Origin of the sequence: Agromyces protaetiae, from assembly GCF_004135405.1 — a bacterium.
Taxonomy (GTDB): domain Bacteria; phylum Actinomycetota; class Actinomycetes; order Actinomycetales; family Microbacteriaceae; genus Agromyces; species Agromyces protaetiae.
The window spans coordinates 1,929,265-1,949,854 of record NZ_CP035491.1; the positions used below are offsets into that span (position 1 = coordinate 1,929,265).

General features: G+C 71.0%; 15 protein-coding genes, 1 tRNA gene and 2 pseudogenes. 14 read left to right on the forward strand and 4 right to left on the reverse strand.

Annotated elements, in window-relative coordinates:
• Window positions 1-38: 38 nt before the first annotated feature.
• Window positions 39-3,703, forward strand: a pseudogene (gene mfd / locus ET445_RS09040) (transcription-repair coupling factor); the annotation flags it as partial.
• Between the two features lie 56 nt (window positions 3,704-3,759).
• Here mfd and ET445_RS09045 read toward each other — a convergent pair.
• Window positions 3,760-4,989 (reverse strand): Na+/H+ antiporter NhaA, encoded by a 1,230-nt coding sequence (locus ET445_RS09045; protein WP_129190735.1) that lies wholly within the window; start codon window positions 4,987-4,989, stop codon window positions 3,760-3,762.
• Window positions 4,990-5,122: 133 nt separating this feature from the next.
• Between ET445_RS09045 and ET445_RS09050 the strand changes: the two genes are divergently transcribed.
• The 3 genes from ET445_RS09050 to hisS are packed head-to-tail and all read left to right on the forward strand — an operon-like array spanning window position 5,123 to window position 7,843.
• The gene (locus tag ET445_RS09050; protein ID WP_129190737.1) at window positions 5,123-5,806 is read left to right on the forward strand and encodes a LysE family transporter; all 684 of its coding nucleotides are present in this window, start codon (window positions 5,123-5,125) and stop codon (window positions 5,804-5,806) included.
• 29 nt (window positions 5,807-5,835) lie between these two features.
• A complete protein-coding gene (locus ET445_RS09055; protein ID WP_129190739.1) occupies window positions 5,836-6,513 on the forward strand; it encodes a nucleoside triphosphate pyrophosphohydrolase in 678 nt (225 codons plus the stop codon).
• Between the two features lie 55 nt (window positions 6,514-6,568).
• Window positions 6,569-7,843, forward strand: a complete 1,275-nt coding sequence (gene hisS, locus ET445_RS09060) for a histidine--tRNA ligase (protein ID WP_129190741.1) — start codon at window positions 6,569-6,571, stop codon at window positions 7,841-7,843.
• A gap of 99 nt (window positions 7,844-7,942) precedes the next feature.
• Here the strand turns inward: hisS and ET445_RS09065 are convergent, their stop codons facing one another.
• On the reverse strand, window positions 7,943-8,482 hold the full coding sequence (locus ET445_RS09065; protein ID WP_129190743.1) for a hypothetical protein: 540 nt from the start codon (window positions 8,480-8,482) through the stop codon (window positions 7,943-7,945).
• On the opposite strand from ET445_RS09065, the gene ET445_RS09070 reads away from it, so the two are divergent.
• The 7 genes from ET445_RS09070 (at window position 8,483) to ET445_RS09100 (ending at window position 14,954) form a co-directional block, all read left to right on the forward strand.
• Window positions 8,483-9,127: a DUF559 domain-containing protein gene (locus ET445_RS09070; RefSeq protein WP_129190745.1), complete on the forward strand. Its 645-nt coding sequence runs from the start codon at window positions 8,483-8,485 to the stop codon at window positions 9,125-9,127.
• A gap of 216 nt (window positions 9,128-9,343) precedes the next feature.
• Window positions 9,344-10,624, forward strand: coding sequence for a phosphopyruvate hydratase (gene eno / locus ET445_RS09075; RefSeq protein ID WP_129190747.1), 1,281 nt, complete (start codon window positions 9,344-9,346; stop codon window positions 10,622-10,624).
• 75 nt (window positions 10,625-10,699) lie between these two features.
• Entirely contained in the window at window positions 10,700-11,455 is a 756-nt protein-coding gene (locus tag ET445_RS17990) for an FtsB family cell division protein (RefSeq protein ID WP_243695139.1), read from the forward strand.
• The gene (locus ET445_RS09085; RefSeq protein WP_165314351.1) at window positions 11,452-12,048 is read left to right on the forward strand and encodes a DUF501 domain-containing protein; all 597 of its coding nucleotides are present in this window, start codon (window positions 11,452-11,454) and stop codon (window positions 12,046-12,048) included. Before ET445_RS17990 ends, ET445_RS09085 begins: the two co-directional genes overlap by 4 nt.
• On the forward strand, window positions 12,045-13,304 hold the full coding sequence (locus ET445_RS09090) for a S8 family serine peptidase (RefSeq protein WP_129190749.1): 1,260 nt from the start codon (window positions 12,045-12,047) through the stop codon (window positions 13,302-13,304). Before ET445_RS09085 ends, ET445_RS09090 begins: the two co-directional genes overlap by 4 nt.
• Window positions 13,305-13,341: 37 nt before the next feature.
• Window positions 13,342-14,748: an NAD(P)/FAD-dependent oxidoreductase gene (locus ET445_RS09095; protein WP_129190751.1), complete on the forward strand. Its 1,407-nt coding sequence runs from the start codon at window positions 13,342-13,344 to the stop codon at window positions 14,746-14,748.
• Window positions 14,749-14,880: 132 nt separating this feature from the next.
• Window positions 14,881-14,954 (forward strand) — tRNA-Leu (locus ET445_RS09100).
• Window positions 14,955-14,968: 14 nt separating this feature from the next.
• On the opposite strand, the gene ET445_RS09105 is transcribed toward ET445_RS09100, so the two are convergent.
• Together ET445_RS09105 and ET445_RS09110 are read right to left on the reverse strand one after the other, a co-directional pair.
• Window positions 14,969-16,177, reverse strand: a complete 1,209-nt coding sequence (locus tag ET445_RS09105) for a cupin domain-containing protein (protein WP_129190753.1) — start codon at window positions 16,175-16,177, stop codon at window positions 14,969-14,971.
• A 152-nt stretch (window positions 16,178-16,329) separates the two neighbouring features.
• Window positions 16,330-17,256, reverse strand: a complete 927-nt coding sequence (locus ET445_RS09110) for a Ppx/GppA phosphatase family protein (RefSeq protein ID WP_129190755.1) — start codon at window positions 17,254-17,256, stop codon at window positions 16,330-16,332.
• Between the two features lie 55 nt (window positions 17,257-17,311).
• Between ET445_RS09110 and ET445_RS18645 the strand changes: the two are divergent.
• From ET445_RS18645 to ET445_RS09125, 3 genes and pseudogenes are all read left to right on the forward strand, one after another.
• A pseudogene (locus ET445_RS18645) lies at window positions 17,312-17,482 on the forward strand (hypothetical protein); the annotation flags it as partial.
• Window positions 17,483-18,023: 541 nt separating this feature from the next.
• Window positions 18,024-19,292: an MFS transporter gene (locus ET445_RS09120; RefSeq protein ID WP_129190757.1), complete on the forward strand. Its 1,269-nt coding sequence runs from the start codon at window positions 18,024-18,026 to the stop codon at window positions 19,290-19,292.
• The gene (locus ET445_RS09125; protein ID WP_129192486.1) at window positions 19,289-20,539 is read left to right on the forward strand and encodes an alanine racemase; all 1,251 of its coding nucleotides are present in this window, start codon (window positions 19,289-19,291) and stop codon (window positions 20,537-20,539) included. The genes ET445_RS09120 and ET445_RS09125 overlap by 4 nt, the downstream gene beginning before the upstream one ends.
• Window positions 20,540-20,590 lie beyond the last annotated feature (51 nt).

Below are 20,590 nucleotides of genomic sequence, written 5' to 3' on the forward strand. Positions count from 1 at the left end.
CCGGGCGTCGTGTCGGCGGCGACGCGTAGACTCCTCGGGTGAGTCTCGCGGGTTTGAACACGGCGCTTTCGCGCGCCTCCACGGTCGAACGAGCCCTCGGCGAGGCTCAGCGGAGCGCCGACTTCTCGGCGCCCTCGGGGTTCGACCCCGCGCTCCTGGCGGGGCTCCTCGAGCGTCGCATCGCGGCGGGCCTCGCACCCGTGCTCCTGGTCGTCGCGCCGACGAGCCGTGAGGGCGAGGCGCTGCGGTCGTCTCTCGCGGCGTTCCTGCCTGCGGCCGAGATCCTCGAGTTCCCCGCATGGGAGACCCTGCCGCACGAGCGGCTGAGTCCGTCGGCCGAGACGGTCGGTCGGCGGCTTCACGCGTTGCGTCGGCTTCGCGAGCACGCCGAGGCGCACGAACAGGGGGCGACCCCGGAGCATCCGCTCGTCGTCGTCGCGTCGGTGCGCGCGGCGCTGCAGCCGCTCGCCGACAACCTCGCCGACCATGCGCCCGTCGAGCTCGTCGCGGGCGGCCGCGGCCACGACCTCTCGCGCATCGCCGAGCAGCTCGTCGACCTCGCGTACGCGCGCGTCGACATGGTGAGCCGTCGCGGCGAGTTCGCCGTGCGCGGCGGCATCCTCGACGTCTTCCCGCCGACCGCCGAACACCCTGCCCGCGTCGAGTTCTTCGGCGACGAGGTCGAAGAGCTCCGCGCGTTCTCGGTCGCCGACCAGCGCTCGCTGCCCGAGGTCGTCGAGTCGGTGCGCCTCGCGCCGAGCCGCGAACTGCTGCTCACGCCCGCCGTGCGCCAGCGTGCGCGCGAGATGCGGCACGAGTTCCCGAGCCTCGCGGGCATCCTCGAGAAGGTGTCCGAGGGCATCCCCGTCGAGGGCATGGAGTCGCTCGCGCCCGCCCTCCTCGACCGGCTCGTGCCGCTCGCGCACTACCTCCCGCGGGGCGCCGCGGTCGCGGTCGTCGAGCCCGAGCGCGTCGCGAGCCGTGCGGCGAACCTCGCCGACACGAACCGCGAGTTCCTCGCGGCCGCGTGGAGCGCCGCGACGTTCGGCGCCGACGCGCCCATCGACCTCGCGGCGGGCGACTTCCTGACGCCGCGCGAGCTCCGCGAGGCGGTGCTGTTCAGCGCGCCGGGCGAGCCCGACACGCAGCGCGTGTGGTGGACGCTGAGCGCGTTCGACGCGGGCGAGGCGAGAGAAGAGGCGGCGGATGCCTCGGCCGCCGACTCTTCCTACGTCCGCGTCGGCGCGCGCGCGATGCCGAGTTTCGCGGGCAACGTCGACGGTGCGGTGGCCCACGTCGAAGAGCGGCTTCGCGACGGATGGTCGCTCGTCGTGGCATCCGCCGGTTCCGGCCTCGTCGAGCGCGCGCGCGACGTGCTCGCCGATCGCGGGCTCGCGGGGCGCATCGTCGACGAGGTGCCGTCCGCGCTCGACCCGGGCGTCGCCTACCTCGTGCAGGCGGGCGCGACGAAGGGGTTCGAGGTTCCCGAGGCGAAGCTCGGGCTCATCGCCGAGGCCGAGTTCTACGGGCGCAGCGCGAGCTACGACTCGCGGCAGGTCAAGAAGCTCGCGAGCCGCCGCCGCAACGTCGTCGATCCCATCCAGCTGAAGGCCGGCGACTTCGTCGTGCACCAGACGCACGGCATCGGCAAGTTCGTCGAGATGGTGCAGCGCGAGGTCGCGACGGGCACCCGTCCCAAGGGGCCGAGCCGCACGGCGGGCATCGCGCAGCAGCCGACGACCGTGCGCGAGTATCTCGTGATCGAGTACGCGCCGTCCAAGCGCGGCCAGGCGGGCGACCGCCTCTTCGTGCCGATGGACCAGCTCGACCTCTTGAGCCGATACGTCGGCGGCGAGGCGCCGTCGCTCTCGAAGATGGGCGGCAGCGACTGGTCGAACGCGAAGGGCAAGGCGCGCAAGGCCGTGCGCGACATCGCCGTCGAACTCGTGAAGCTCTATTCGGCGCGCATGGCGTCGAAGGGGCACGCGTTCGGGCCCGACACGCCGTGGCAGCACGAGCTCGAAGAGGCGTTCCCGTACGCCGAGACCGTCGACCAGTTGCAGACGATCGACGAGGTGAAGGCCGACATGGAGCGGCCCATCCCGATGGACCGGCTCTTGGCTGGCGACGTCGGCTTCGGCAAGACCGAGGTGGCCGTGCGCGCGGCGTTCAAGGCCATCCAAGACGGCAAGCAGGTCGCGATGCTCGTGCCGACGACCCTGCTCGTCAAGCAGCACCTCGAGACGTTCAACGAGCGGTTCGCGGGCTTCCCCGTGCACGTGCGGGCGCTCAGCCGCTTCCAGACCGACAAGGAGGCGCGCGAGACCGTCGCCGGTCTCGCCGACGGCACGGTCGACATGGTCATCGGCACGCACCGCATCCTCACCGAGCAGATGCAGTTCAAAGACCTCGGCCTCATGATCATCGACGAAGAGCAGCGGTTCGGCGTCGAGCACAAAGACAAGCTCAAGAAGCTCAAGACCAACGTCGACATCCTCGCGATGAGCGCGACGCCCATCCCGCGGACGCTCGAGATGGCGGTCACGGGCATCCGCGAGATGTCGACCCTCGCGACGCCGCCCGAAGACCGGCATCCGATCTTGACGTATGTCGGCCCGTACACGTCGCAGCAGGTCGCCGCGGCGATCCGGCGCGAGATGCTCCGCGAGGGCAGGTGTTCTTCGTGCACAACCGCGTCTCGTCGATCAACCGGGTCGCGGCGCAACTCGCAGAGCTCGTGCCCGAGGCGCGCATCGCCGTCGCGCACGGCCAGCTCAACGAGCACGTGCTCGACCAGATCGTGAACGACTTCTGGGAGCGGAAGTTCGACGTGCTCGTCTCGACGACGATCATCGAGACGGGCCTCGACATCTCGAACGCGAACACGATCATCATCGACCGCGCCGACAAGTACGGACTCTCGCAGTTGCACCAGCTGCGCGGGCGCGTGGGCCGCGGTCGCGAGCGGGCGTACGCGTACTTCCTCTACGACCCCGACAAGCCGCTCTCCGAGACGGCGCACGACCGGCTCTCGACGATCGCGGCGAACAACGAGCTCGGCTCCGGCATGCAGGTCGCGCTCAAAGACCTCGAGATCCGCGGCGCCGGCAACCTGCTCGGCGCCGAGCAGGCGGGCCACATCGCGGGCGTCGGGTTCGACCTCTACCTGCGCATGATCGGCGAGGCCGTGTCGGCGTTCCGCGGCGACGTCGCCGAGGGGCAGACCGAGCTGAGACTCGAGCTGCCGGTCGACGCGCACATCCCCGAAGACTACGTCGATAGCGAGCGGCTGCGTCTCGAGGCCTACCAGAAGCTGTCCGCCGCGAGCGGCCCGGCGGCGAAGGAGGGCCAGATCGACCTCGTCGTCGAAGAGCTCGTCGACCGCTACGGCCCCTTGCCCGAACCCGTCGAGCACCTCGTCATGGTGTCGCGGCTCCGCCGCCAGGCGCAGCTCGCAGGGCTCAGCGACCTCATCGCGACGGGTTCGAAGCTGCGGATCGCGCCCGCCAAGCTCCCCGACTCGCGTCGGGTGAGGCTCGAGCGGATGTACCCGGGCGCCAAGGTGTTCCCGCAGAACGACGTGCTGCTCGTGCCCTTCCCGACGCCCGGCGGCGAGGCCCCCGGCGACGCCGACCTTATCGAGTGGGCGTCGCGGCTCATCGCTGCGATCTTCCCGAGCCCGAAGGGGCGCAGGGCTCGTCGGGGGAGTCGGCCGAGGCATCCGCGAACACCGTCGGATAGCGCGCGAACGCGGCCCGCTCAGTGCGCGAGCGCGCCGCCTTCGCCTGGAGCCGCCCCGAGCCGTCGGTATCGGGCCGACCGCACGGCGACGAAGACCGATGAGACGACGATCGCGACGAGCGAGCCGAGGAGCACCGCGAGGGTCCCTTCGTCGGCGACGGTGGGGGAGTCCTCGAACGCGAGTTCGTTCATGAGGAGCGACACGGTGAATCCGACGCCGCCGAGGGCGCCGACCATCGTGAGGTCGCCGATCGTGAGCGGGGTCTGACTGCGACGCGCCCCACGCCCGAGGATCGCCGTGCCCACGGCGGACGCGAGCGTGATGCCGACGAGTTTGCCGACCGGAAGCCCGACGAGGATCCCCCAGAAGGCGGGATCGAGCGCGTCGGGCGCGACGCTCGGCACGACGACGAGCGCGGCCGTGAAGGCGAAGAGCGGCAGCACGATCGCGTTCGACCATGGCTCGAGCGCGTGCGCGGCCCGCCCGCCGGGGCGGCGCGACATCGCGAATCCGAGGGCGACGCCCGCGATCGTGGCGTGCACGCCCGAGCGGAACGTGAAGACCCACGCGACGAGGGCGAGCACGACGAGCGCGGCGACGACGGGCCATGCGGACTTGCGCGCGAGTCGGAACGGGGAGCGGGCGCGCAGCAGGCGGCTGAGCGCGCCGAACGCCGCGACGGCGAGGGCCGCGAATCCGAGCGACGCGAGATCGACGTCGTCCGTGAAGAAGAACGCGATGACGAGGATCGCGACGAGGTCGTCGAGCACGGCGAGCGCGAGGAGGAAGACGCGGACGCGCGTCGGGATGAACCTGCCGAAGACCGCGAGGGTGCCGAGCGCGAAGGCGATGTCGGTCGCGGTCGGGATGGGCCACCCGTCGACCGATGTCGTGCCCGCCGTGAAGGCGAGGAAGACGAGGGCGGGCACGACGATGCCGCCCGCCGCGGCGATCGCGGGCAGGAGGGCCTTCGCGGGCGACGAGAGGTCGCCGATGGAGAGTTCGCGCTTCAATTCGACGGCGACGACGAAGAAGAACACGGCGAGCAGGCCGTCGCTCACCCAGTGCGCGATCGAGAGGTCGAGGCCGAGCCGGTCGAGCCACGGCACGGCGGCGTGCGCGTCGCGCGCGGCGATGACGGACGGCCCGAAGGGCGCGTTCGCGATCGCGAGACCGAGGGCGGCCGCGGCGAGGAGGAGCGAGGCGGCGAGCCGCTCGGTGCGGAGGAGGCGGAGGAAGCCGGTCACGGAGTCTCCTTCGTGTCTCGGGGTCGATCGACGGTGACGACGCGCTCGCGTCGGCCGACCAGACTTCCCGGCACTCCGTGTTCGAAGATACCCGCGGCACGAGGCATCCGCCGCCTCGACGTACGCTGGAACGATGTCGTTCCCGCTCTGGCTCACCCTGCTCACCGCGAGCACCGTGATCAGCTTCACGCCGGGCGCGGGCGCGATCAACACGATGGGCAACTCGCTCGCGGTCGGGTTCCGCCGCTCGATCTGGGGCATCCTCGGGCAGCAGGCCGCGCTCGTCCTGCACTTGTGCGTCGTTGCGGCGGGGGTCGGTGTGCTCGTGACCACGACGCCCGTGCTTTTCGACGGCATCCGGTACGCGGGCGCCGCGTACCTCGTGTACCTCGGCATCCGGCAGTTCCTCGCGAAGCCGGGCGTCGATGCGGAGGGCGGGGGAGAGGCGGATGTCGCGGGATCGGCGGATGTCGCAGAGCAGGCGGATGTCTCGACCGCATCGCTGCCCGGAGGCGAGGGCGCGTGGTCGATGTTCCGCCGGGGCTTGTTCGTCAACCTCTCGAACCCCAAGGCGATCGTCTTCTTCCTCGCGTTCCTCCCGCAGTTCATCCGGCCGGGGCAGCCGTTGCTCGCGCAGTACCTCATCGTCGGCGCGACGATCGTCGTCGTCGACATCGCCGTCATGTGGGGGTTCTTCGCGGCGGCGGCGCAGACGTTCCGGGGCGTGACGCGGTCCGCGCGCGGCCAGCGGGTGCTGAACATCGTGTTCGGGTCGCTCTTCATCGGGGTCGCCGCGCTGCTCGCGTTCGTGCACTGATTCGGGTCTACCGACTTACGCTGGACGGCATGACCGACGCAGCCCCTCACCCAGGACTCGACGAGCTCGTCGCGACGGTGCACCTGCTCCGCGCGCCGGGCGGCTGCCCGTGGGACGCCGAGCAGACCCACGAGTCGCTCGTGCGGTACCTCGTCGAGGAGTCGTTCGAACTCGTCGACGCGATCGAGTCGGGCGATCGCGCCGAGATGATCGAGGAGCTCGGCGACGTGCTCTACCAGGTGCTCTTCCACGCCGATCTCGCGGCGGCGACCGCAGGCGAGGACTTCGACATCGACGACGTGGCACGCCACATGACGGCGAAGATGATGGCGAGGCATCCGCACGTCTTCGGCGACCGCGAAGCCGAGACCGCCGCCGACGTCGTCGCCTTCTGGGAAGACCTGAAGGCTGCCGAGAAGCCGCACCGCACGAGCGTGCTCGACGGCGTGCCGCAGGGAATGCCCGCGCTCGCGCTCGCCGACAAGGTCATCGGCAAGGCCGAGAAGGCGGGCGTCGCGCCGCGTTCGCGCGAGCTCGGTGAATATGTGACGGATGCCACGACCGAGGCCGAGCTCGGCGAAGACCTGCTCGCACTCGTCGCGGCCGCCCGTGCCCGCGGGCTCGACGCCGAACGCGCCCTCCGCGGCGCCCTCCGCGCGTTCCAAGACGATGTGCGTTCCGCAGAGGCCGCCGCCGCGGCATCCTGAGCGTGCGGAACACCGCCGATTCGAGCGGCGCCCGCGCGACTGGAAGAATGGACGCATGGCCCAAACCGTGACGCCCCCGCGCGGCATGCGCGACTTCCTGCCCGCCGAGAAGGCTCGACGCGAGCACGCGCTCGGCGTCATCCGCGGGGTGTACGCATCGCACGGGTTCGACGAGATCGAGACGCCCGTCGTCGAAGACTCCTCGCGCCTGCACGCGGGACTCGGCGGCGACAACGAGAAGCTCGCGTTCGCGGTCATGAAGCGCGGCCTGACGCCCGCCGATCTCGAGGCGGCCGCGGCATCCGGCGACGCCCTCGCGCTCGCCGACCTCGGCCTCCGCTACGACCTCACCGTGCCGCTCGCGCGGTTCTACGCGACCCACCGCGCGGCGCTGCCGCCCGTGTTCCGGTCGATCCAGATCGCTCCCGTGTGGCGCGCCGAGCGCCCGCAGAAGGGCCGCTACCGCCAGTTCGTGCAGTGCGACATCGACATCATCGGCGACGGCTCGAACCTCGCCGAGCTCGAACTGCTCACGGCGACCCTCGCGACGCTCGACGCGCTCGGGCTCGCCGGCTGCACGATCCGCATCAACGACCGCCGCATCCTGCAGGGCGTGCTCGCGTCGTGGGGCGTCGACCCGTCGCTCCGCGACCGCGCGCTCATCACGATCGACAAGCTCGACAAGATCGGCGTCTCGGGCGTCGCAGCCGAACTCGTCGAGATCGGCGTCGTCGACGCCGCACGTGCGACCGAGATCGAGACCGCCCTCGAGGGGCTCGCGAGTGCGCACTGGAACCTCCACGACGGCGTCGTGAAGCCGCCCGCCTGGCTCGACCTCGACGCCTACGCCGACCTCCTCGCCCTCCGCGCGGCCCTCCCCGACGCGGCGATCGAGTTCGACCCGACACTCGTGCGCGGCATGGGCTACTACACCGGCACGATCTTCGAGATCGCCCACCCCGACTTCGGCTACTCGCTCGGCGGCGGCGGCCGCTACGACGGCATGATCGGGCGCTTCCTCGGCCAGCAGGTGCCCGCGTGCGGGTTCTCGATCGGGTTCGAGCGCATCGTCGACCTCCTCGAGATCCGCGACGCCGACCGCCCTCGCGCGGTCGTGCTCGTGCACGACGCCGATGTGCCGGCAGGCACGCTCCTCGCCCTCAAGCGCGAGCTCGTGGCATCCGGATCGCGCGTGCGCCTCGAGCGCCGCGTCAAGAACCTCAAGAACCTGCTCGACCGCGTGACGGCCGACGGCTTCGACGCGTTCGCGCAGGTCACGGCCGAGACGACGGATGCCTCGGGGCTGACCTTCCGCGACCTGCAGGCGTAGCGCGCGCCCGCGCTTTCGCGCTGCGCGCCCTCGCCTGCCCTCGCCCTCGCCTGCCATCGCTTGGGCAACCCGCACCCCCGATCCCTCGTCCGACGCCTCTCATCGATCCGTCGCGGATGGCCCTTGCCGCAGTTCGCGAGGGGCGATCTGCGACGGCTCGTGTGCTGACCCGCGACACGTCGTCTGCAAGCCCACGTGATCCGTCGCGGATGGCCCTTGCTGTGGTTCGCGAAGGGCGACGCGCGACGGCTCACGCGCGCGCGTCGTCATCGGCCACGCCACCTTCACAGGGTTCGGGTCCGGGGAGTCGTCCACAATCCGTTCCGTCCCGGCGTTCAGGATGCCTTCGACGGCGAAGCTGGCGGCGTGAAACCTCGTATCGCCTTGCCTGCGCATCTGTCCGGCGCGGCTTTCCACGTGCGGGACGTGCACCTGCACGGCGCGTCGCCCAAACGCCTGCGCGGGCGCGATTTGCAGCGGCCGTTCACGGGCGTGCGTTCGATCGCGCTCGAGCTCGACTCCGTCCGCGACCGCTGCCTCGCGTACGCGCCGCTCCTCCGCCCGGGTGAAGCGTTCAGCCATCGCACGGCTGCCGCCCTGTACGGCGTTCCGCTGCCACGTGGCGATGATCGGCTCCATGTGGCTTCTCCGCCGGGACTGACCCGTGCGCGGAGTCGGGGCGTCGTCGGGCATGAGCACACCGACGTGTTCGCGGTGCGGTTCGTCGACGTCCACCCTGTCGTCGAGCCTTCGCGCGCCTGGTGCCAGCTCGCGACCCTGCTCTCGCACGCGGATCTCGTCGCGGCGGGCGATGCGCTCGTGACAGGGGCGAGGCTGACGGGCGGCCGACGGCTGGACCCGCTTGCAACACTCGAAGAACTCGAACACGCGGCACGCGCGTGGGCGGGCCGTCGCGGTGCGCGTGCGCTGCTGCGTGCGCTCCCGCACGTGCGGACCGGCCCCGATTCGAGGCCTGAGTCCCTCTTGCGTCTCCTCGTGGGGGGTGCAGGTTTCCCCGAGCCGGTGATCGGATACGAGGTGGCGACCCCGAGCGGACGCGTGCTCCACCCCGATCTCGCCTGGCCCGAGTGGAAGGTCGCCCTCGAGTACGAAGGCGACGGGCATCGCACCGATCGTGAGCGGTGGCGGCGAGACATCCGGCGTCGCGAAGACCTCGAGGCCGCCGGTTGGCGGATCATCCGCGTGACCGCCGACGATCTCTTCGCCGACCCCGGTGGGCTGATCGCGCGGATTCGTTCGGTCATCGCCCTCGTGACGCGGTGACGAAGCCGCGAACCGTCGCGGATCGCCCTGCAGCGACCCTTCCAAGGGCGATCCGCGACGGATCGCACTCATTTCGTCGAAGGCGGGCGAAAGCGCGGGAGAAGAGGCGCGGCCAGACACGTCACGGCAAGACGCGCACCCGTCCGCACCCCTAGACTGAGCGACGGATCACGACGGAGTCGTCCTTCAGAACCGCCCATCACAGAGGAGATCACTGTGGCATTCATCGAAGCTGTTGGCGCTCGCGAGATTCTCGACTCTCGCGGCAACCCGACCGTCGAGGTCGAGGTCCTCCTCGACGACGGCTCGCTCGCACGGGCAGCGGTGCCCTCGGGCGCGTCGACCGGCGCGTTCGAGGCGTACGAGCTGCGCGACGGCGACAAGGACCGCTACTTCGGCAAGGGCGTCCTCAAGGCCGTCGACGCCGTCCTCGACGAGCTCGGCCCGGCCGTCGAAGACCTCGACGCCTCCGACCAGCGCCTCGTCGACGCGGCGCTCATCGAGGCCGACGGCACCGAGAACAAGAGCCGCCTCGGCGCGAACGCCATCCTCGGCGTGAGCCTCGCGGTCGCGAAGGCCGCGGCCGACTCGGCCGACCTGCCGCTCTTCCGCTACCTCGGCGGCCCCAACGCGCACGTCCTGCCCGTGCCGTTGTTCAACGTCATCAACGGCGGCGAGCACGCCGACAACGGCATCGACATGCAGGAGTTCTTCCTCGCCCCGATCGGCGCCCCGACCTACTCCGAGGCGCTCCGATGGGGCGCCGAGGTCTACCACGTCCTCAAGGGCGAGCTCAAGGCCGCGGGCTACGCCACGGGTCTCGGCGACGAGGGCGGCTTCGCCCCCGACCTGCCGAGCAACCGCGCCGGCCTCGAGTTCCTCGTCAAGGCGATCGAGAAGGCGGGCTACAAGCCCGGCACCGAGATCGCGCTCGGTCTCGATGTCGCCGCGACCGAGTTCTTCAACGACGGCGTGTACCGCCTCGACCAGAAGGACTGGTCGGCCGACGAGCTCATCGGCTACTACGAGGGCCTCGTGGCCGACTTCCCGATCATCACGATCGAGGACGCGCTCGCCGAAGACGACTGGGACAACTGGAAGACGCTCACCGACGCGCTCGGCACGAAGGTGCAGCTCGTCGGCGACGACCTGTTCGTCACGAACCCGACGCGCCTGGCCGACGGCATCAAGCGCGGCGTCGCGAACTCGCTTCTCGTGAAGGTCAACCAGATCGGCACGCTGTCCGAGACCCTCGACGCCGTGAGCCTCGCGCAGCGCTCGGGCTACACGGCCATGCTGTCGCACCGTTCGGGCGAGACCGAAGACACGACGATCGCCGACCTCGTCGTCGCGACGAACGCGGGTCAGATCAAGGCTGGCGCGCCCGCCCGGTCCGAGCGCGTCGCGAAGTACAATCAGCTTCTGAGGATCGAAGAAGAGCTCGGCGACGCCGCGGTGTACGCGGGCCGTTCGGCATTCCCGCGCTACACGGCGTAGTTCCCAGACTGACTCGGGGCGGGGCGGCCGGAAGGCCGCCCCGTTTCCGCGTCCGGAGCCGGCAGAGGAGGCGCGATGGCGACGGGCAGCGGTCCGGTGCATCCTGAGCGCCGCGCGTACCCCAAGCGTCCCGCCGAGCCGGGTCTTCCGCAGGCGGCGAAGCGGGCGTCGGTCAAACGGCCTTCGGATGCCTCGAAGACGGCATCGGATGCCTCGAAGCCCAAGCCTGCGGCAGGGGCCCGCGCCGGGGCATCCACCAAGGCGGCTGCCGCCGCCGAGCCGGGCGTGAAGCCGGCAGGTTCCAAGCCGAGCAAGACCAAGCCCGTCGCGAAGAAGTCCGCTGCTTCCAAGCCCGGCGCGAAGCACCCGGCCAGGCGACCGGTCGCCGCGAACGCCCGCGCCGCCCGTGCGGGGTGGCTCGGAGGCATCCGCTTCTCAGGCTTCTCGGTCATCATGATGGGCGTGCTCGTCCTCGGCGTCGTCGTGCTCGCGCCGACGATCGGCTCGTTCGCAGAGCAGCGTCGGCACATCGCAGAACTCCGCGCGAGCGTGTCGCAGCAGGAAGAGGAGCTCCAGCAGCTCCGCACCGAGCGCGAGCGGTGGAACGACGACACCTTCATCATCACGCAGGCGCGCGAGCGCCTGTACTACGTGCTTCCCGGCGAGGTCAGCTACCTCGTCATCGACGACCGCAGCGAGGCGGCGAAGTCCGATCCGAGTCAGGCGGTCTCCGCCGAGCTCACCGAGACGAAAGGCGATTGGATGCGTTCGCTCCTCGGCTCCGTCATGACCGCCGGCCTCGCGCCCGATGCGACGGGGGTCGCTCCGTGACCCGGCCGCCGTTCGAACCCGTCGCCGAGCGCGATCTGCAGGTCATGGCCGCCCAGCTCGGGCGGCCCATGCGCGGCGTCGTCGGCATCGCCGCACGCTGCGTGTGCGGCAACCCGACGGTCGTCGCGACGGCGCCGCGTCTCGAGGACGGCACGCCGTTCCCGACCTTCTACTACATGACCCATCCGGCGGCGACGGCCGCGATGAGCTACCTCGAGGCCGCGCAGGTCATGGTCGAGTGCAACGAACTCCTCGGCGCCGACGAGTCGGTCGCGGCGGGCTATGCCCAGGCTCACGCCGACTACCTCGCCGACCGGTCGCAGTTCGGCGACGTGCCCGAGATCGCAGGGGTGTCGGCGGGCGGCATGCCGTCCCGCGTGAAGTGCCTGCACGCGGTCGCGGCGCAGTCGCTCGCGGCGGGCCCCGGGGCGAACCCCATCGGCGACCTCGCGCTCGAGCGCTCGTCGTGGTCGCCCGACGTGTGCGTGTGCCGAGACTACGGGCTGTCGAAGTACGTCGGCGCGGAGGGCTTCGACGAGTACGGCGCTCGCGGCGACGACGACTTCGACACCGCCGGGGGCGCATCGACATGAGCCGCCGCGCACTCGGTGTGCGCCTCGTGGCGGGCGCGCTCGCGACCGTCGCCCTCCTGGGCGTCGGCGCGGGTCCCGCGCGCGCAGACCTCGTGCGCGACTACCAGTACTGGCTCACCGAGTACGGCTTCACGACCGCGTGGAACGAGTCGCGCGGCGCGGGTGTCACGGTCGCCGTCATCGACACGGGCGTCGTCGGCGGCGTCGCAGAGCTCCAGGGCGTCGTCATCGACGGCACGGATGTCTCGGGCATCGGCTCGCCCGACGGGCAGACGCCGGTCGGCGACGAGAGCCAGCACGGCACGCTCGTCGCGAGCCTGCTCGCGGGGCGCGGCACCGGGCCGGGTTCGGGGGTGATCGGGGTCGCGCCCGAGGCATCCCTCCTCTCCGCGTCGGTCGCCTTCGGCGCCGACACGGGCTCGCCCTACACGAACGACGACCAGATCGCGGCGGCGGTCAAGTGGTCGGTCGATCACGGCGCCGACGTCATCAACATGTCGCTCACGCGCAACACGCCGGATTGGCCCGAGAGCTGGGACGACGCGTTCATGTACGCGTTCGACCACGACGTCGTCATCGTCGCGGCCGCGGGCAACCGCGGGAGCGGCACGACCCAGGTGGGCGCGCCCGCGACGATCCCGGGCGTGCTGACGGTCGCGGGCGTCGACCGTGACAAGAACGCGAGCTTCGATGCGAGCTCGCAGGGCATCACGATCGCCGTCGCGGCGCCGAGCGAGGAGCTCGTCGGGGTGATGCCCGACAGCAGCCTCATCAAGTGGAGCGGCACGAGCGGCGCGACCCCGCTCGTCTCGGGGCTCGTCGCGCTCGTGCGGTCGAAGTTCCCCGACCTCGACGCGAACAACGTGATCAATCGCGTGATCTCCACGGCGAATCCGAACGGGCACCCGGTGGGCGGTCCGATCTACGGGTACGGGCTCATCGACCCGGTCGCCGCCCTCACGGCAGAAGTGCCGAAGGTGACTGAGAATCCCCTGGGAAGTCTGGCCGACTGGATCGTGCTGCACCGTCGAGCCGCGGGCGGGGGCCCGGCGGAGGCCGCACCCGAGCAGATCGTGCCGATCGCCGACCCGCCGTTGCCCCGTTCCGACAGTGCGATGACGCTGTTGCCGACCCCGTGGACGCTCGCGTATATCACGGTGCCGCTCTCGCTCGTCGCTGGATTTGGTACGCTAGCAACGCTGTTGGGCATCGGCGCCACTCGGCAATTCAGGCGCGCCGCCCGCAATCGCGGGTAGGACCGCCATCATCATGAGTTCAAGGAGTCCATTCACCGTGCCCAAGATTCTGATCGTCGGCGGCGGCTACGCGGGGTTCTACACGGCGTGGAAGCTCGAGAAGTGGTTGCGCCGCGGCGAGGCAGAGGTGACGATCGTCGACCCGCTTCCCTACATGACGTACCAGCCCTTCCTCCCCGAGGTCGCGGCCGGCTCGATCGAGCCGCGTCACGCGGTCGTCGCCCAGCGCCGCCATCTGAAGAAGACGAACGTCGTCACGGCCAAGGTCACCCGCATCGACCACGCGTCGAAGGTCGCCACGATCACGCCCGAGGTCGGCGAGCCGTGGGAGTTCGACTACGACGTCGTCGTCGTCACGGGCGGCGCCGTCTCGCGCACGTTCCCCATTCCGGGTGTCGCCGAGAACGCGATCGGCCTCAAGTCGATCGAAGAGGCCGTCGCGATCCGCGACCGCGTCCTCCACAACTTCGACAAGGCCGCGGCTCTCCCCGCCGGACCCGAGCGCCAGCGCCTGCTCACGTTCACGGTCGTCGGCGGCGGCTTCGCCGGCATCGAGGTGTTCGCCGAGCTCCGTTCGTTCGCGAGCGCCCTGCTCGAGTACTACCCGCAGATCTCGTTCGAAGAGACCCACTTCCACCTCATCGAGGCGATGGGCCGCATCATGCCCGAGGTGTCGCTCCCGACGAGCCACTGGGTCATCAAGCACCTCGCCCAGCGCGGCGCGGAGGTCCACCTCGACACCCAGCTCACGAGCGCCGTCGACGGCAAGATCGAGCTCTCGACCGGCGAGTCCTTCGAGTCCGACCTCATCGTCTGGACGGCGGGCGTCATGGCGAACCCCGGCATCGTCCGCACGAGCGACCTGCCCGTCGAGGAGCGCGGCCGCATCAAGACGCGCGCCGACCTCCGCGTGGGCGACGACGAGACGATCGTGGCCGACGCGTGGGCTGCCGGTGACATCTCGGCCGTCCCCGACCTCACGGGCGGCGGCGTCGGCGGCTACTGCGTGCCGAACGCCCAGCACGCCGTGCGTCAGGGCAAGCTTCTCGCGAAGAACATCGTCGCGGTGCTCCGCGGCGAAGACCCGAAGCAGTACATCCACAAGAACCTCGGCGCGGTCGCCGGCCTCGGCATCGGCCAGGGCGTGTTCCAGTCGAAGGGTCTTGCCATCAAGGGCCTCCTCGCGTGGTTCGCGCACCGCGGCTACCACGGCCTCGCGATGCCGAGCTGGGAGCGCAAGTTCCGCGTCTTCACCGGCTGGTGGAACAACTTCTGGCTCGGCCGCGACATCGTCGAGCTCGCCGCCGTGCAGACGCCCCGCGCCGGGTTCGAGGCGTTCGCGTCGCGCCCGAAGCCTCCGGTCGTCGAGGCGGCGGCCCCGGCGGAGCCCGCGAAGGCGGAGAAGCCCGCGAAGGCCGCGAAGGAGCCCGTCGCGGCCAAGTGAGCCCGCGGCGCTTCCGAGTGCATCGTTTCGAACGGCCGCTCGCCCTGCACAGGGTGGGCGGCCGTTCGGCGTTCGGGTGAGGCATCCGTCGATATCGTTAAGGCGCTGCGGCGCATCGGCCCGTGGCACACGGCCCCCGTAGCCCAATCGGCAGAGGCAGGCGACTTAAACTCGCCTCAGTCTGGGTTCGAATCCCAGCGGGGGCACCGGTGCGTTCGACTCATCTCCTGATCGGCACGATCCCCTGCGTCTCGCGCGGGAAGGTCGCGAGGACCTCTTCGGGGATGTTGAGGTGCGCCGACACGAGGCTCGGGGGCAGGTGGGCGAGCCAGTTCGCGAGCGACACCTCTTCGTAGTGGTCGCTCTTGAACGTCTCGATGTAGATGAGCTGCTCGTCGCCCGTGTTCTCGATGTAGTGGCCGAGGTTGCGCTTCACGAGGCCGACGTCGCCGGCCGTGAAGTCCATCGTGTTCGCGTGCGGGCCCGTGTTGAACACCGTCATCCTGCCCGTGCCCTTGAGGTAGTACTGCCACTCGTCGGCGTTCGGGTGCCAGTGGAGCTCCCGCATCGACCCCGGCTCGACGACCGTGAGGGCGGCGGCGACGGTCTTCGATGCCGGGAAGTTGGTGCTGTCGGCGATCCGGATGCTGCCGCCCGAGTTCTCATGGATCGGCGTCGACTGCGAGAGGCGGAAGATGACAGGCTCGGTGCCGCCCCACTCGACGCGCGCGTCGAGCTGGTCTTGTTCGAGGGGGCCGGGCACGTCGCTCGGGAAGATCCAGAGGTTGTGGAGCGGGATGTCACTGAACACCTCCTGCGCGACGCCGAAGTTCTTCGCGAGCACGTCGGGCGGCGTGTGGGCGAACCAGTCGGTCAGCAGGAGCGTGTTCGACTCCGACTGCTCGCCGTCGTCGAAGGCGAGCACGAACTCCGCGCCAGACGGGCCGAGGCCTTGGAGCGAGTGGGGGAGCCCGGCGGGGAAGAACCACAGGTCGCCCTCGAAGACGTCCTCCACGCTCGGCAGCCCCTGCGGGCTCAAGGTCGTGATGCGACATCCGCCCCTCGTCATGAGCGACCACTCGGCCGTCTGATGCCAGTGCAGCTCGCGGATGCCGCCGGGCTCGAGGTACATGTTGACGCCCGCGATCTCGTCGGAGATCGCGAAGTCGCTCTGGGTGAGCTCGCGCGCCCAGCCGCCGCGCTGCACGCGCCGGGGCGAGATGTTGAACGACGACCAGAAGAACGGCTGCGTCGAGATGTCGGTCGCGGGCGCGTGGAGCTGGCTCGGGAAGATGCTCGCGAGGGCCGGGTTCTGCGGACCGGTCATCGCGGTGCTCCCCGGGTCGTCGGTCGTGTTCACCTCGCCCTCGGGCGGCAGGTCGGGGTCGCCGAAGGCGGGGGTCTCGTGGTGCGGCGTGTCGTCGGCCATCGTGTGCTCCTCACAGACGTTGCGTGAGGGCGACGGGCGGAGACGGATGCTCCGTGCCGTCGTCCGCGCTCAGCCGACCACGATGCCGGGGTCGCCGCCAGAGCCGCGCTCGGGGAGCGGGACGAATGGCCGCAGGACGGGTCGGGCTCGCGTCAGCCGAGCTGGTCGAGGCGCAAAAGGATGAGCCCCTCGCGGAGGGCCCACGGCGAGACATCCAACTCCGCGACGTCGAACGCGCGCATCGCCTCGGAGAGGACGACGGCTCCCGCGACGATCTGGAACGTGCGATCGGCCGTGATGCCGGGCAGGGCTGGGCGCGCGTCGGCGGGGATGCGCGCGAGGCGCGGGATCCAGTCGTCGAGGCCCTTGCGCTTCAGGATGCTCCGCTCTCCCGAGCCGACGCCGTCTTCCGTCCAGCCGGCGAGGCGCGCGAGCGACCGGATCGTCTTCGAGGAGCCGACGACGTGATCGGGGGAGGAGAGGCCCGCGAAATCGCCGAGCGCACCGGCGAGCACCTCGCGCGCGTGCGCGCGGAGCGCGTCGACCTGGTCGGCCGAGGGCGGGTCGTCGGGGAGGAACTGCACGGTCGAGCGCCCGGCTCCGAGCGGCAGCGACCGCGCGACATCCGGATACTCGTCGACGCCGTTCGCGATCTCGAGCGAGCCGCCGCCGATGTCGAAGAGCAGGATGCGCCCCGCTGACCAGCCGTACCAGCGGCGGACGGCGAGGAAGGTGTAGCGGGCTTCGTCGTCGCCGCTCAGTACCTGCAGGGCGACGCCCGTCTCGCGTTCCACGAGGGCGAGCACCTCTTCGCCGTTCGCGGCCTCGCGGATCGCCGACGTCGCGAACGCGAGGAGCTCGTCGATGCCGCTCTCGCGGGCCGTCTGCGCGGCGCCGCCGATCGCGTCGAGGATGGCCGTGACGCCTTCGGCGCTGATCGCGCCGTCTGGCTCGAGGTAGCGCATGAGCCGCAGCACCGACTTGTGGGATGCCGCGGGCACGGGCCGCGCGCCGGGATGCGCGTCGACGACGAGCAGGTGCACGGTGTTGGAACCGACGTCGAGGACCCCGAGGCGCATGTTGTGAGCGTAGCGGGCGGACGGGACATCCGAGGTTCCGCGGACGCCCGCTTTCATGCATACTGTTCCGACTGGGACGATCGTCCCACTCGGCGACGGCGTCGGAAGGAGCACGGTGGCCCGCATCTCTGCAGCAGAGCGCCGCGCCGCGCTCGTCGACGCCGCACTGCGCGTCGTCTCGCGCGAGGGCATCGCCCACGCCACCACGCGCGCGATCGTCGCCGAGGCCGGCATGAGCCTCGCGAGCTTCCACTACGCGTTCGACTCGCGCGACGCCCTCATGGACGACCTCATCCGCACGGTCGTCGAGCGCGAGCAACAGGTCATCGTGCCCGAGTTCGAGCCCGGGGCATCCCTCGTCGAGATCCTCGAGACCGGGCTCGAGCGCTACCTCGACCATCTGCGCGCCGATCCCGACCATGAGCAGGCGATGCTCGAGCTCACCCAGTACGCCCTGCGCTCGCCCGAGCGGCATCCGCTCGCCGTCGCCCAGTACGAGCGTTACACCGAGCTCGCGACGCGCGCGCTCGAGCTCGCGGCAGAACTCACGGATGCCTCGTGGTCGCTGCCCGTCGGCGAGGTCGCCCGCGTGCTCGTGGCGTTCACCGACGGGCTCACCGTGACGTGGCTCGTCGACCGCGACGACGACGCCGCGCGCCGCGTGATCTCGGCCGCAGCCGTCGGGATCGCGGGCTTCGCGGCTCTCCCTCCTGCACTGCCCGTCCCTGTCTCTTCCCTCGCCCCATCCGACCCGACTGGAGCCCCGCATGACCGATCTCGACGCCGAGGCGCCACCCCTCGATGCGCTCGCCGAACCCACCGTGCGCGTGCGCGCGGGCTGGATCGGCACGTTCGCGCTCGCGTGGTTCGCGATCTGGATGGCGCAGCTCGTGCCCGTGCAGCTCCTGCTCCCCGCGCAGATCGACGCCGTGCTCCATCCCGACGACTGGACCGAGAGCGTGCTCGCCTTCGGCGTGATCTCGGGCATCGCGGCCGTCTTCACGATCGTCGCCTACCCGCTCACGGGGGCACTCTCCGACCGGACGGCATCGCGATTCGGCCGCCGTCGGCCGTGGATCCTCACCGGCTCGGTGCTCTTCGCGCTCGCGCTCGTCGTGCTCGGCTTCCAGACCGAGCTGTGGGCGATCGGCGCCGGCTGGGTCGCAGCGACGATCGGGTTCTGCATCGTGACGGCCGCGCTCACGGCGACGATCTCCGATCGGGTGCCCGTCGGGCAGCGCGGATTCGTGTCGGGCTGGATGTCGGCGCCGCAGTCCATCGGCATCATCGTCGGGCTCGTGGTCGTCACGATGCTCGTGACCGACCAGGCGGCCGGCTACGCCGTGCTCGCCGTCGCCCTCGTCGTGCTCGTGCTGCCGTTCCTGCGGCAGCCCGATGCGCCGCTCGTCGGCGCGGAGCGCGAGCGGGTGAGCGCACGAGGCATCCTGTCGTCGCTCTGGATCAGCCCGAGGCGCTACCCCGACTTCGGCTGGACGCTCGCGAGCCGCGTGCTCGTCTCGATCGGCAACGCGCTCGGCACGTCGCTCCTGCTGTACTTCCTCATGTTCGGTCTTGGCGACGCCAACGCCGAAGACGACCTGCTCATCCTGACGCTCGTCTACATGGTGTTCGTCGTGCTCGCCTCGCTCGTGTTCGGGAAGCTCAGCGACAAGCTCGGGCGCCGCAAGCTCTTCGTGTTCGTCGCAGCCGTCCTCCAGGCCGCAGCCGCGCTCCTCCTCGCGCTCGTGCCCGACCTCGGAGCCGCGATCGTCGGCGCGGGCCTCCTCGGCCTCGGCTACGGCTGCTTCCTCTCGGTCGACCAGGCGCTCGCGACCCAGGTGCTGCCCGACGCCGCCTCGCGCGGCAAAGACCTCGGCATCATGAACATCGCCTCGGCAGTGCCGCAGGCGATCGGGCCGCTGCTCGGTGCGCTCGCGGTCGTCGCGACGGGCTCGTTCACCCTCGTGTTCGTGCTCTCGGCGGCCGCCGCCATCCTCGGCGGCCTCGCCGTCGCGCGGGTTCGGAGCGTGCGATGAGCCTCGACCTCGCGATCACCGCCCCCGAAGCCCCACGCTGGATCGACCCCGCGACGTACTGGCCGACGCTCACCGCGGCGACGGCGCACCTCGACGCGCCGGTCGGCGCCCTCCACCTCGGCGCGCTCCGCGCCAACGCGGCCGACATGGTGCGGCGCGCAGGCGGCGGCGCCGGCGGCATGCCCATCCGCGTCGCGTCGAAGTCGATCCGCGTGCGTGAGGTGCTCGAGGCCGTGCTGCGCCTGCCCGGCTACCACGGCGTGCTCGCGTACACGCTCGAAGAGGCGATCTGGCTCGCCTCGACCGTCGACGACCTCGTCGTCGGCTATCCCACGGCCGCGAAGGGGGCCCTCCGGAAGCTCGCGACCGACCCCGACCTCGCGAGCCGCATCACGATCATGGTCGACTCGCCCGCGCAACTCGACCTCGTCGACCGGGTGCTCCCGCCCGCCCGGCGTGAAGAGATCCGCGTGTGCCTCGACCTCGACGCGTCGTGGAAGGCGCCCGTCCTCGGCCACCTCGGCGTCTGGCGCTCGCCGCTCCACGCCGCGCCCGACGCGGGCGCGTTCGCGGCGTACGTCGCGAAGCGCCCGGGATTCCGGCTCGTCGGGCTCATGTCGTACGAAGCGCAGATCGCGGGCGTTGTGAACCGACCGGCGGGCAGGCCCCTCGAGGGCGCCGTCAACCGGTGGATGCAGTCGAAGTCGATGCCCGAACTCGTCGAGCGGCGCGCGCTCGCCGTCGCGGCGGTGCGCGAGCACGCCGACCTCGAGTTCGTGAACGGCGGCGGCACGGGCTCGCTCGAACAGACCGCCGCCGACCCCTCGGTGACCGAGATCGGCGCCGGATCGGGACTGCTCGGCGGCCACCTCTTCGACGGCTACGCGCACTTCTCGCCCGCGCCTGCTGCGGCCTTCGCGCTCGACGTCGTGCGACGCCCGAGCGCCGATCACGCGACCCTCCTCGGCGGCGGCTGGATCGCGTCGGGGCCGCCCGGTGCCGACCGGTTGCCGAAGCCCGTGTGGCCCGAGGGGCTCGAATACGTCGCGCGCGAAGCCGCGGGCGAGGTGCAGACCCCGCTCACGAGCGCCGCGGCGCGGCGCCTGAAGGTCGGCGACCGCGTGTGGTTCCGCCACACGAAGTCGGGCGAGCTCGCCGAGCACCTCGACCGGTTCGCCGTCGTCGACGGCGAGGAGGTCGTCGCCGAGATCCCCACCTACCGGGGCGAGGGAAAGGTCTTCCTGTGACGAGCACGACGATGAAGGATGTCTCGGGCGCGGCCCCCGACCGCGGCGCCG